The sequence below is a fragment of the Streptomyces griseosporeus genome (assembly GCF_014656055.1).
In the GTDB taxonomy this organism is placed as follows: domain Bacteria; phylum Actinomycetota; class Actinomycetes; order Streptomycetales; family Streptomycetaceae; genus Streptomyces; species Streptomyces griseosporeus.
Genome location: NZ_BNBR01000002.1, coordinates 97,700 through 109,719 on the forward strand (window position 1 = coordinate 97,700; position 12,020 = coordinate 109,719).

14 protein-coding genes are annotated in these 12,020 nt (G+C 71.7%); 4 read left to right on the top strand and 10 right to left on the bottom strand.

Annotated features, from left to right (window positions below; translation table 11 throughout):
- Positions 1–62: 62 nt before the first annotated feature.
- Together IE308_RS09510 and IE308_RS09515 are read right to left on the bottom strand one after the other, a co-directional pair.
- The gene (locus IE308_RS09510; protein WP_229908793.1) at positions 63–1,403 is read right to left on the bottom strand and encodes a DUF1996 domain-containing protein; all 1,341 of its coding nucleotides are present in this window, start codon (positions 1,401–1,403) and stop codon (positions 63–65) included.
- Positions 1,404–1,564: 161 nt separating this feature from the next.
- Complete coding sequence (locus IE308_RS09515) at positions 1,565–2,062, bottom strand: galactose-binding domain-containing protein (RefSeq protein ID WP_229908794.1); 498 nt, start codon at positions 2,060–2,062, stop codon at positions 1,565–1,567.
- A 326-nt stretch (positions 2,063–2,388) separates the two neighbouring features.
- Here IE308_RS09515 and IE308_RS09520 point away from each other — a divergent pair, with 326 nt between their 5' ends.
- Both IE308_RS09520 and IE308_RS09525 read left to right on the top strand, forming a co-directional pair.
- Entirely contained in the window at positions 2,389–3,381 is a 993-nt protein-coding gene (locus IE308_RS09520; RefSeq protein WP_190217496.1) for a LacI family DNA-binding transcriptional regulator, read from the top strand.
- A 543-nt stretch (positions 3,382–3,924) separates the two neighbouring features.
- On the top strand, positions 3,925–4,158 hold the full coding sequence (locus IE308_RS09525) for a helix-turn-helix domain-containing protein (protein ID WP_190217497.1): 234 nt from the start codon (positions 3,925–3,927) through the stop codon (positions 4,156–4,158).
- A 102-nt stretch (positions 4,159–4,260) separates the two neighbouring features.
- Here IE308_RS09525 and IE308_RS09530 read toward each other — a convergent pair whose 3' ends face one another.
- From IE308_RS09530 to IE308_RS09560, 7 genes are all read right to left on the bottom strand, one after another.
- On the bottom strand, positions 4,261–4,908 hold the full coding sequence (locus IE308_RS09530; protein WP_190217498.1) for a LamG domain-containing protein: 648 nt from the start codon (positions 4,906–4,908) through the stop codon (positions 4,261–4,263).
- Between the two features lie 179 nt (positions 4,909–5,087).
- The gene (locus IE308_RS09535) at positions 5,088–5,402 is read right to left on the bottom strand and encodes a hypothetical protein (RefSeq protein ID WP_190217499.1); all 315 of its coding nucleotides are present in this window, start codon (positions 5,400–5,402) and stop codon (positions 5,088–5,090) included.
- 16 nt (positions 5,403–5,418) lie between these two features.
- Positions 5,419–5,673: a hypothetical protein gene (locus IE308_RS09540; protein ID WP_162655423.1), complete on the bottom strand. Its 255-nt coding sequence runs from the start codon at positions 5,671–5,673 to the stop codon at positions 5,419–5,421.
- 369 nt (positions 5,674–6,042) lie between these two features.
- Positions 6,043–6,972 carry an SDR family oxidoreductase gene (locus IE308_RS09545; RefSeq protein WP_190217500.1) on the bottom strand — a complete coding sequence of 310 codons (930 nt, stop codon included), beginning with the start codon at positions 6,970–6,972 and terminating at the stop codon, positions 6,043–6,045.
- 296 nt (positions 6,973–7,268) lie between these two features.
- Positions 7,269–8,036 carry a phosphatase PAP2 family protein gene (locus IE308_RS09550; protein ID WP_190217501.1) on the bottom strand — a complete coding sequence of 256 codons (768 nt, stop codon included), beginning with the start codon at positions 8,034–8,036 and terminating at the stop codon, positions 7,269–7,271.
- 6 nt (positions 8,037–8,042) lie between these two features.
- Complete coding sequence (locus IE308_RS09555) at positions 8,043–8,996, bottom strand: YihY/virulence factor BrkB family protein (protein WP_190217502.1); 954 nt, start codon at positions 8,994–8,996, stop codon at positions 8,043–8,045.
- A 382-nt stretch (positions 8,997–9,378) separates the two neighbouring features.
- On the bottom strand, positions 9,379–9,963 hold the full coding sequence (locus tag IE308_RS09560) for a hypothetical protein (RefSeq protein ID WP_190217503.1): 585 nt from the start codon (positions 9,961–9,963) through the stop codon (positions 9,379–9,381).
- A 98-nt stretch (positions 9,964–10,061) separates the two neighbouring features.
- Between IE308_RS09560 and IE308_RS09565 the strand changes: the two genes are divergently transcribed.
- Positions 10,062–10,250: a hypothetical protein gene (locus tag IE308_RS09565; RefSeq protein WP_190218327.1), complete on the top strand. Its 189-nt coding sequence runs from the start codon at positions 10,062–10,064 to the stop codon at positions 10,248–10,250.
- 5 nt (positions 10,251–10,255) lie between these two features.
- Here IE308_RS09565 and IE308_RS09570 read toward each other — a convergent pair whose 3' ends face one another.
- Complete coding sequence (locus tag IE308_RS09570; RefSeq protein ID WP_110625927.1) at positions 10,256–10,999, bottom strand: SDR family oxidoreductase; 744 nt, start codon at positions 10,997–10,999, stop codon at positions 10,256–10,258.
- Between the two features lie 104 nt (positions 11,000–11,103).
- Between IE308_RS09570 and IE308_RS09575 the strand changes: the two genes are divergently transcribed.
- On the top strand, positions 11,104–11,952 hold the full coding sequence (locus IE308_RS09575; protein ID WP_190217504.1) for a LysR family transcriptional regulator: 849 nt from the start codon (positions 11,104–11,106) through the stop codon (positions 11,950–11,952).
- Positions 11,953–12,020 lie beyond the last annotated feature (68 nt).

Genomic DNA, 12,020 nt, shown 5'->3' on the forward strand with positions numbered 1-12,020 from the left:
CGGCTGCCTGCCGCAGCCGGCGACCGCCGCGCCCAGGAGCAGGGCGCCCACCGTCCGCCGGGTCAGAACGTTCCGGCCGAGTTGCACTTGGCGCTCTGCACGATGCAGTCCTTGACCCGCTGGCCCAGGGCCGCGGTGTCCCAGGCGTTGAAGAAGTCACCGTGGATGGACGAGGCCATGCCCGACGACAGGGCGAACCCGTCGGCACTCCCGCTGGTCGGGTAACTGATCACGAAGGAGACCGAGGGGATGGCGACCGGGTAGGCGCCACTGCACTTGCCGTCATAGGTGAAGGCGACGTGCGACTTGTGGTCCGGGCTGTCGAGGTGCTTGCCGTCCCAGCAGTCCGGGAAGAGCAGCTGGTAGACGAGCTTGGCGGTCGGCGCGCAGACGGGCCAGTTGCCGTCGGCGCTGCGGCCGATCTCGCCGCCCGGCCCGGCGCAGAAGAACTGGTTGGGCGAGCCGGCCGGGGTGGCCACCTGCGACTTGGCGTTGCCCGCGATCATGCGGAAGCCCTGCGGGAAGGGCACGGTGGCCGTGGGATCAGGCAACCGCGACCCGTAGTAGACGATCACGCCGTCGGGTTCGACCGCCTTGTTGCGCTCGTAGAGGGTGGGGATCCAGTAGGCGGAGAGGTCCTTGGCGGGCGTGCAGCTCGTGCCGGCGTTGCCGAGCAGACTCTGGGTCGTGGTGAAGGCGTCCGTGCTCCTGTTGCCGAAGAAGCTGTGCATGTGGGACGCGCCGGGCAGGCCGGGTGCGACGATCGGGTCGTCCGGCTTGGAGTGGCTGTAGGTGCAGGTGGCGTTGAACTCGGGGACGCGCACGGCGTCGGCGGGCACCGGCGCCGGGGTCATCGCCCGGAACTGGGTCAGCTGGGCCTGCCACTTGGCCTGGTCGACGTCGACCCAGCCCGGCGCGGGTTCGTCGCCGCCACTGACGAACGAGAACCAGTTGATGTTGACGAAGTCGCCGGGTGTGCCGCTGCGCAGCACCGCGAACACCGTCTGCGCGCCGGTCGGGTGGGTGGAGACCTCGACGCTGCGGGTCACCCAGTTCTGCCAGCCGCCGGTGGGGCTGGTCTGGATCACCGCGAGCAGGGGGCCGGCCAGCGAACCGGTGCGCAGTTCGACGGAACCCGCGCCCGCGGCGGAGGCGACGCGCGCCGACACCGTCAGGCGGCCGGCGGGCCCGAGGTCGACCTGGTCGAAGCGCATCCAGTCGCCGTCGGCGAGGTAGGCGGCGTTCTGTCCGCCGCCCGTGTCCGCCGTCGCCTCCAGGCCGACGCCGGACTGTGCCGCGTACGACTCGGCCTGGACGGTGACGGTGGCGGCGCGCGCGGAGGGGGCGCCGAAAGTGATGCCGAGGGCGGCGGCGAGGGCGATCGCCAGTGCCGCCACCGACATGGGTGAGCGAGCTAAGGAGTATCTGCGCATGTCACTTCCTCGTCGGAGTGGGTGGGGCGTGGTGCGGGTGCGGTCCGGTCCGCGCAACCGGTGCGGCGAGGGCACGATGTCCGCCCCGGACTGGGCGGACCGGATCTGACAGGGGGTCGGTGCGCGCTCGGCTATTGGTAGACGCGCACGTAGTCGACGAGCAGGCGGGACGGGAACGGGGTGGACGCGTCGGTCGGGCCGGGCCAGTCGCCGCCGACCGCGAGGTTGAGGATCATGTAGTGCGGGTGGTCGTGCTGGGTGCCGCCGGTGCCCTGCGCGGTCTCGTGGACGGTCGACCAGACCTCGGCGTCGTTCGACACCTCGATGCGGAAGGCCTTGCCGTAGGCGGCCTCCCACTGCAGGTTCACGGGGGCGATCTGGGCGGGGGCCCCGAGATCGACCCTGATCCACTGCGGGTCGCTGAAGGCGCTCGACCAGCGGGTCGAGGGGTTGCCGTCGACGGCCCCCTGCGCGCTGAAGGGCTCCTCGGTGCTGGAGGCGGCGACGGGCCGGCCCTGTGACAGCAGGGTCTCGGCGGCGTGGGCTCGGGGGGCGGGCAGGGAGACGAACGTGAGCAGGAGAGCCGCGACGACGGCGGATAAGCCGAGGCGGCGGAGCAGGGGATGCACGGGCGACTCCTCAGTGGGGGAAGAGGGGTGAGGGAGCGCTCCCTGAGGGGTGAGAATGAGCCGGGCCGAGTGGGCTGTCAAGGCTTTGGTACAAGGGATGGCGACGCCTTCGGCACCCGAGTACCGGCTCAGGGAACGGTTTCTGAGATCCATTTGCGGCTGCTTCCGGGACGGCCGCGGGCCGGCCCGCGCAGGGCGGCGGGTACTGCCGCTACTACGTCAACGGGGGCGCTGGCGGGCCCGTTGACAGGTCCGTCGGGCCGCGGTCATTCTGAGGGGAAAACGCTCCCTGGACTCCAGGACCGGGTGCCGGCGATCGGAAGGCGATGAAACGACCCACTCTGGCAGTGGTCGCGGCCCGGGCGGGCGTGTCGAAGTCGAGCGTCTCCCGCGTGATCAACGGCGAGACCACCGTCGCGCCGGAGATCCGCGAGGTCGTCATGCAGGCGGTGCGGGAACTCGGTTACGTGCCGAACGCCGCCGCGCGGAACCTGGTGACCCGCCGGACCGACGCCGTCGCCGTGGTCGTCTCCGATCCGCCCAAGGGCGTCGTCTCCGACGACCCCCTGTTCTCCACCGTGGTGCGCACCGTCAGCCGGGAGTTGGAGGCCTTCGGCAAACGCCTGGTGCTCATCCTCGCCGAGTCCGACGAGAGCCGGGCCAGGGTGGAGCGCTATGTGGCGGGCGGCCATGTGGACGGCGTCATGCTCGTGGCGCTGCACGGCGCCGATCCCCTTCCCGCCGCACTCGCGCGCATGGGTCTGCCGGTCGCCTCCTTCAACCGGACCTCCGCGGCGGACGTTCCCTACGTGGCCCTGGACAACGCGGGCGGTGCGGAGCTGGCCGTGCGGCACCTGTTGGACCGGGACAGACGGCGCATCGCCACCATCACCGGGCCGCTGGATCTGTACGAGGCCCGGGAGCGGCTCGAGGGGTACCGCGCGACCCTGCGGGACACCGGCCGGCGCTCGATCGTCGCGTTGGGCGACTTCACCCGGATCTCGGGTGCGGAGGCGATGCGGCAGCTCCTGGAGGACGACCCGGACCTCGACGCGGTGTTCGCGGCCAACGACCTCATGGCCATCGGTGCCCTGCGCACCCTGCACCAGGCGGGCCGCCGGGTGCCCGACGACGTGGCCGTCGTGGGCTTCGACGACATCGAGGCCGCCGCGTACACCACTCCGGCGCTGACCTCCGTGCGCAGCTCCATGGCCGACCAGGCAACCGCCACGGTGCGCCTGTTGCTGGGCCTCATCGAGGGCGCCCCCCGCAAGCCGGTCATCATGCCGAACGAGCTGGTGATCCGCGAGTCGACCTGATCCCTTCCGTGGCGCCCGTGCGTCGCACCGTGCCCCTCACGCTGCCTCCGTGCGGGCGGAGGCCGTGTGAGGGGTGGGGAAGATCTGGCTGCGCCTCAGGGGAAGCGACGTCAGGTAGACGAAGCACCTTGCCCTAGTAGGGGTTGGCGCCGCTCAACCTCCGCCAGACCGGCGACGACTGCCGCTCCTGGGGGGCACGTGGTCCTCGACTACGGGCCGAGCGAGGACACCCGGTAGCCGCCCCGCCCGGGCAAGGCGACGGGAACGATCAGCGGACACATCGCCGAGCTATTTCCGTTTTGCACGCCCTATCAAGGCTGCGACTATGAGGACGGCCACGATGATGACTACAAGAACTGACAGGGGTGTATCGGATGGCCACCCCTTGTAGGCGAGATGTATCACGTCGTTCAACCTTATTGAGTAGGTCGATTACATATTCCCTGCGTTGAAATCCCTTATGCACACCAACAGACCCCGGCCCCGAGGCAGCCGATCGGCGACATGGATCACGGCGAGGCGGGCAACCGGGGATCACGTTCGATGTCACGAGAGGAGATCGTCGTGGACAAGCGGAAGTGGATCACGGGTGCGGCGCGCAAGGAACTGGCCGAGGTGATGAAGAGGGAGTACGAGCAGGGGCGCTCGATCCGCGCGATAGCCGAGGCCCACGGCCGCTCTTACGGCTTCGTGCACCGCGTCCTCGGCGAGGCGGGTGTGCCGCTCAGGAGCCGGGGCGGTGATGTGCGCGTGCCTGCCGACCGGTCGGCGCGCTGAGAGCCGACGGGCCGGCTGTCCAGTAAGCCCGGCCGGTCGGCACGCGCAAGGGGCGGCCGGGCACGGACAGCTCCTCGGCCCGGGATGGCGGCCATCACCCTGTCACCGTCGCACGATCAGGCTCTCCACCGCGTACGACAGCTCGTGGGCGGTGGGTTCGGGCGGGGGGTGGTAGCGGCCCGCGCAGACCGAGAGGTTGACGATGAGGTAGGCGTGCCAGTGCGCGCCCACCCCGCGGCCGTCGGCGAAGACCTCGTGGCCGTTCAGCCGCCAGACCACGTCGCGTCTGCCGAAGGTCACGGCGAGGTCGACGGTCCTGCCGGGGCCGACGGCTTCGTCGTGGACGTAACTGCCGCCAGGGCGCACATGGTTGGTGAGTTCCAGCAGGTCGGGGTTGTCCGGGTGGTACTCGAAGGCGTCCACCTCGTTGCCGCCGTCGCGCCAGGTCCAGATCGCCGGCCAGGCGCCGAGTCCGACGGGCAGTGTGACCCGGGCTTCCAGGCGGTCACCGGTGCGCACCATGAAGCCCTCGGCGCTTTCCTCCGTGGTCAGCAGGCCCGTGTCCCACAGGCCGTCGGGGCGGCGGGTGGCCCGGAACGTGCCGGTGCGGGAGTACGCCGGGTCGGCGGTGAGGTGGTCGAGTTTGTCGTCGCCCGGGTTGGTGGGACCGCCGTCCGGGTAGGCCCAGGACCGCCCGGCGACCCACTGGCTCTCGGAGGCGAAGTCCGCGACGAAGACGGTGTCGCTCACGCAGGCTCCCTTCGTCCGCCGCGGCCGGCGGCGTTGACGAGGTCATCCCCAGAGCGGCCGTGGTCATGCGGCGAGCGGAGCCGGACCGCCCGGCTTCACCGGAACGGGTGATGGCCGGGGCCTGCGCAGGGTCCGGTCCTGGGGCCCATGGGTGGGGCGCGCGCGGGCCCCGGGCTGCGTCACCCCGTCGTGTCGATGCCCGTGACCACGGCGGGCCCAAGTGGCGCGGTGGCGTCCAGACCCACCGCGGTCAGTGCGGACTCGGTGAGCCGGCGGGCCTTCTCCTCCGCCTCGGGGCCGCTGTCCGCCTCGACGGTGAGACGGACGGTGAAAGTGTCGTCGTCGTGGACGGTGAGGATGTCGATGTCCTCCTGCGTCCCCAGGTCTGTGTGGTGCGGGTCGGCCGGGCGCAGCGCGCGCACCAGTTCGTCCCGCACCTCGGGTCCGGCTCCGCCGGTGAACGTCCCGGGCACGGAGATGACGTACGTCGTCATGATGGTCCTCCCTCGGTCACTTCTCGCCTGCCCCGCCCGACGGCGCCGCAGCGCTCGCGGGCCCGGGGCGCCGCTTCGCCCCGCTCTCCCACAGGCACCAGGTCGACCACAGCAGCAGGGTCAGAAAGGCAGCGAGGAGTACCAGCAGCAGTACCGTCTGCCGTGTCGAGCCGCGCTCCCCCACCAAGGTGAGCAGCAGACACCCGGTCCAGGCGGCCGCGCCCCAGGCGTACACGGTCCTGAGCTGCCGCAACTGCTTCACCGCTTCCATCGACCCCTCCCGGGCAGGCATGTGCACGTCTTCTGCGGTGCCGGTACCCCCTGGGCGGGACTTCACCGCCGTCTCCGGATCGCCCGCATCAAGCTGCCGGGGCGTAGGGGCGGTGGGTACGCGGTGGCCTGGGGCGGAAGCGGGCGGCGCGAGGGCCGTCCCGGTCCGGTCTTCACCGGATCTGCATGGGCAACGAATCGGGCGCTTACGGGCGCCGCAGCGCGGCCGGCTGCGCCGCCGCGTGTCCGGGGGCGTTCCGTGGCGGTGTGTTCGTCGCCGCCATCACGCTGCTCGTGGTGGATATGCGGGTGTTCGAACCCGGCTTCCTGCGCGGCGGGGTCGGTCCGTGCCGTCGGCCGGGGAGGCCGCTCAGGGCGTGGGTGGGCCGGGACGGGGGTGGGGGCGGGTGTCGGTCACATGCGCTTCCCAGTCGGCGCGGCCGCCCGCCCCGAGGACGCCCACGTCGGCCGCCAACTCGTCCGGGGACCGTTCGCGCAGTTCCCGCCGTGCGATGCGGCTCACGAGGGCGGGGAAGAGCGGTCGCAGGGGTACGCACCAGCGCAGCCACGACGGCGCGTAGACGTACGGGGCGCGGTGCGCCACGCCGGCGGCGAGCCGGTCGGCGACCTCGGCGGGGCTGTGGACTCGGCGGGCGAACCACGGCTGGTGGCGGCGCAGCGCCACGAGGACCGGGTGCTCGTCGATACCGGTGACCATGTCGGTGCCGGTCCAGTGCAGATAGGCGATCCCCACCGCCACACCGGCGCCTTCGACCTCGCCCCGCAGCGCCTGGGCGAAGGATTCCGCGCCCGCCTTGGAGGCGCAGTAGGCGCTCATCAGGGGCGCGGATCCGAAGGCGGCGGTGGAGGCGATCTGCAGGAAGTAGCCGCGGGTGCGGGTGAGCTGCGGCAGGAAGGACCTGGCGGTGTTCGCCGATCCGACGAGGTTGACGTCGATGACGCGTCGCCACAGGTCGGCGTCGGTGCGCTGGAAGGGGCCGCCCGCGGCGATGCCGGCGTTGGCCACGACCACAGAGGCGGGGCCGAGCCGGTCCTCGACCTGCCGAGCGGCACGGTCGAGGGCAGCCTGGTCGGTCACGTCCGCCTCGACGCACAGGGTGGGACCGGCCAGGGCGGCAGCGGCCTGGCGCAAGGTCGCCGCCTCCCGTCCGAGCAGGGCGACGCGCATGCCGTCCTCGGACAGACGGCGCGCGAGGGCCTCTCCGACTCCGCGGGCGGCGCCGGTGACGACGGCGACGCGCCCCGCGAGCGGTCCTTCACGGGCAAGGCCCTCACGCATGTCGTACTCCTTCGGCTCGTGTCCGGTCAGCCGCCACGGCCGTCGCCGGCCGTCGGGCCCGTCACCGTCTCTTCCCGCCGGGGGCGCGGATCGGTTGCACGACCGGCGGGAGGTCACCCGGTTGCCGGGGCTGCTCCATAACGGACACTGCTCCGGCCCACTTGTCCGTAGCTGACCCGGGCACGGCCGTCACCCTGGCGACTCCCCCGGTCGGCGCAGTCTGCCTTCGGACCTGGGGGATACGCGCCCGGCAGGGACGTGGGACATCCGGTGTCACACAGATTGGCGACCGCGGCTCACCGCTCGGGTGCGTCCTCGGTGAGTTCCGGCTCCAGGCCCTCGGTCACGGGTGTGGGGCGCCGGCCGGTATCGGCACGCCAGGCCTCGAACGCCCAGGTGGTGAAGGCCACGACGGCCAGGCCCAGGAACCAGCCGCCGAGCACGTCACTGAACCAGTGCACGCCGAGGGCGACCCTGGTGAAGCCGACACCGAGCACGGAGAACAGGGCGACGCACCAGCACAGGATCCGCAGGCGGCGCGGGATCAGCGGGAGCAGGACCAGCAGGAACACGGCGAAGGACGTCGTGGCCGTCATGGCGTGGCCGGACGGGAACGAGTAGCCGGGGGCGTGTGCCACCGGGTCCTCAAGGGCGGGTCTGGCCCGCTCCACCACCGTCTTGACCAGCACGCCGATCAGGCCGCCTGCCACCGCGGTCACCGCGGCCCAGGACGCCAGGCGCCACGCCCGCCGGTGGAGCAGCCAGGCGGTCAGGGCCGCGACGGCCGTGCGGAGGGTGACGGGATCCCAGACCCAGTCGGACAGCACGTGCAGGACGTCGGTCCACTGCGGGTGCTGGGCGGCGATCTCGTGCAGGCGGCGGGCGGCGCCGATGTCGGTGCGACGCAAGGGCCTCCACTGTCCCTCGACCAGGACCAGAAGGAGCCCGAAAGGTACCGCCGCCACGGCGGCGACGCCTGCGGCGGCGAGCAGGCGTGCGCCGAACCTGCGGTCGGCCTGCCGTCGGCGTTCGGCGGCAAGGCGTCGCAGGGCGGCACCTGGCATGACCATTCAGACTCCGGGATCGGCTTGGACGGGACCGGGACGGCGGCCGCGCGCCGCTTCCAGCTGGGCGGCGAACGACAGCCCGAGGAACAGGGCGATGGAGGTCAGGTAGGCCCACAGCAGCAGGGACATGAAAGTGCTCAACGGGCCGTAGACGGTGTCGAACGAGCCGCTGAGGTCGAGGTAGAGGCTCAGCAGCCAGGTCAGTGTCGTCCACAGCACCAGGTAGACGGCCGCGCCGAAGGCGAGCCAGGTGTAGCCGGGCTGTTTGCGGCGCGGTGAGCGGCGGAAGACGGCGCTGGTGGAGACGAGGGCGAGGAGCAGTCCCAGTGGCCAGCGCAGGATGTCCCACGCCTTGAGGACGCTGCCGTTGAGGTGGTAGACGGCGACGGCCGCCGAGGCGAGGTGGTTTCCGGCGACGAGGAGGACGGACCCCAGGCCGAGCGGGAGACCAGCGGTGAGGGACATCACCAGGCCGCGCAGGTACTTGCGGCGGAAGGGCCGGTCGCGCTCGTTGCCGTAGATCCGGTTGGCGCCGCGTTCGATCTGGCACATGGCCGTGGTGACGTTCACCAGCGAGAAGACGGCGCCGAACCAGAGGGCGACCTCGGTACCGTCGCCGCCTGTGCGCCGGCTGCGGGCGAGCGCGTCGTCGACGACGTCGGAGCTGGGGCCCTGGGCGATCTGGTGGATCGTCAGTTCGGCCAGCCTGCCGATGCTCTCGGTGTGCAGGGAGGTGGACAGTCCGACGAAGACGATCGCCAGGGGTACGACGGCGAGAACCGTCTGCAGGGCGAGTGCGCGGGAGTGGCTGAATCCGTCGGCGTACCGGAAGCGGATGAAGGCGTCACGCAGCAGCGGCCAGCCGCCGTAGCGCCGTAGCGCGGCCCAGGCCTCGTCGCCGGACAGTTCCTCTCCGCTCATGTCCCGCGTCTCGGGGACCTTGGTCGCGGTACCCATTCACTTCCCCTTTTCGGCGGCTCTTTGGCAGCTGTGCGGCAGCAGCATGGTCAGGGCGCCCGCGGTGCTGCGGCCAGCAGGGCCGGCACCCCTCCGAGGCGCACGGCCGTAGTCCCCGATCAATCAGTCCCTCGCGGCGGTGGCCGGCCGCAGGCGGTCCTCCTCCGGCTCAACGCCGTATGCCCGTTCAGCCGCAGAACAGGCAGGTCGTCCCCAGCGATGGACGCGGCGAAGTCCTCCCCCGCCGGCACACCAACGTCCCGATGCGTGCGCAGCCTCTCCGCGCGGGAACCTCGAACAGGCGGCGCACGCGGCGGCCCTGCTCACCTCGCCGACGGCCGAGGAAGACCGGTTGTTCATGCACAACGATGGTGAGCGCCGGTCATACCGAGTCAGTGCCAATCCGCGCGAGTTCGTCCGCGCGACGCAGGTCCTTCGGGCGGCCGAGGGCTCGCCGCATGCGGATCAGATCGTCGAGTGCGGCATAGCGGATGGTGAATCCGGCGGGGTCACGGGTGGTTTCCGCCGTGGTCAGGCAGGAGGTGACATCCAGCGCGCCCCAGCGCAGCTTGGGAGTGCACAGGTCTCCGCTGGCACCGGTGACCTGGTAGGCCACTTGTGAGCGCTCCAGATCGGGAAGTTCGGTGCAGCCGCACATGGCCAAGGCGTCGCGCAGGGCCTGTGCCTCGTGAGGGGAGCCGTCCCAGAGCAGGTCGAGGTCTCCTGTCAGTTCCGTGGAGCCGTGCATGATGCCGGCGACCTGGCCGATGACGACCGCGCGCGAGCCGGCGTCGTGGATTGCCCGGAGGAAGGGGAAGGGATCGAAGCCGAGAGCCCCGTCGGTGGCGAAGGTGCCCAGGAGGTCGTCGGCTTCCTCTGGGCGGCGCCCGATGGGGATACGTTCGCGCGTTGCGTCTTCGGTCCGGGCGATGGCCTGCCGTAGGCGCAGGGCAGCTGTCTGGCTCATGTGCCCATCCAACACGGCCGAACCCTGCGGTGATCAGAAATGGTGGAGTCTGGCCGAGCCCTCAGCCCGTTTGAAGCCCGTTTGCAGTCCAGGTGCTCGTGACGTACGCCCTCGACTTGGGCGCGGAGGGCGGCTGGCACGGCCAGGCGTCCATCGTGCTGGGCTGGTTCCTCACCAGTACCGGCATGGACCCGGACGACGCCGCGCGAGCGGTGGAGCGGGCGATCGGCGGCCGGTTGTCACGAGGACGCGCAGGCGCCATCTCCCCGGTGGGGCGCGAACCCTGAGCGTGTCACCACGGCACCTCTCCCTCGTCGTCGAAGAAGCGGCCCGTCGGCCCGTCGGCCGATACGGTGGCCAGCCGGATCGCGATGGCTGCGCCCTGCCGGGGGGTGCGCACTCCGCGGAAGCCGTTGAGGTCGGTCGCCGTGTAGCCGGGGCAGACGGCGTTGATCAGGATGTTGGTGTCGGCCAGTTCCCTGGCGTACTGCACGGTGACGGCGTTGAGGAACGTCTTCGACGGAGCGTAGGCGACGGCGATGGGGCCGGTCTCGGCGCCCGGCGTGGATTGGCGTGTGAGGGAGCCGACGCTGCTGGAGACGTTCACGATCCTGGGCGCAGGCGAGCGGCGCAGCAGCGGGAGCAGGGCGTTGGTGACGCGGATGACGCCGATCACGTTGGTCTCCACTGCCGCGCGTACCCGGTTCACGTCGACCGTGGTGGGCTCCTGCGGCCCGCCGCCGGTGATCCCCGCGTTGTTGACGAGCGCGTCGAGCCGCCCGGCCCGCTCCTCGATCAGCCGGGCCGCCGCTGTCACGCTGGCGTCGTCGGTCACATCCAGCGGCACGCCGAACGCGTCGGCTCCGGCCGCGCGCAGCTTGTCCACGGCGGCCTCGCGCCGCTCCTCGTTCCGCGCGCCGATGCCGACGGACCAGCCGAGGGCTCCGAGCCCGGCGGCGATCTCGTACCCGATGCCCTTGTTGGCCCCGGTCACCAGCGCGACCTTGGGGTGGTTCACGGTGTTCGTCTCACTCATGGCATCGATCCTTCTCCCCCGCCGGGCGAGGCGTCCAAGACCGACTGGGTGGACGGCGATACCGCCCGGGTATCGGTGCTGGTCGCGCCAGTTAGGCTGGCGGGGTGGAGACACGTGAGCTGCGGTACTTCGTCGCGGTCGCCGAAGAGCTGCACTTCGGTCGGGCCGCACAGCGGCTCGGGATCGCCCAGCCACCGCTGTCGCGGGCCGTCGCCGGACTCGAACGGCGCCTGGGCACCCTCCTGCTGGAGCGAAGCAGCCGGGGTGTCACCCTCACCGGGGCAGGGGCGGTGCTGCTGCGGGAAGCGCGGGCTGCGCTGGACGCCGTCGAGGCCGCCGAACGGCGCACCCGCCGGGCCGCCCTCGCGGCGACCGGCCACCCGACCGTGGTCCTCGCCGCGAAAGCGGGCGCCTCCGGTGAACTGCTGGCCAAACTCCTCGACGCCTATGCCGCCGAGCCCGGCGCCGTCGCCGTGGACGTCGTGTTGTGCGGGCCGGGCGAGCAGGCACGGTTGCTGCACGACGGCCGGGCCGACGTAGCGCTGCTGCACCGGCCGTTCGACGACACGGCCGGCTTCGACACCGAAGACCTGCACACCGAGGGTCAGGTCGCGATCCTCCCGGCGGCCCACCCGCTCAGCGCCCGCCCCCACCTGCGGCTGGCCGAGGTCACCGACCTACCCGACCTGCCCCTGCCCCGCTGGCCCCACCCCGACGGCACCTTCCCGGACGGCCCCGGACCGCAGGTACGCGACCACACCCAACTCACCCAGCTCATCGCCCTCGGCCGCGCCTGCGCGGTCGTGCCGGAGTCAGGCAGCACCGGACTGCGCGAGGGCCTGACCGCCGTACCGGTCCCCGACGCCCCCCACGTCACCACCGTCATCGCCTGGCCCCCACACAGCCACTCGACAGCGGTCGCGGCACTGGTCCGCGCCGCCACCGACCTGTGACCGACGGCGGAGACCACTGGGGAAACCTGCCGCGCACGCCGTGCCATCGACCGGGACCGCGATCGTAC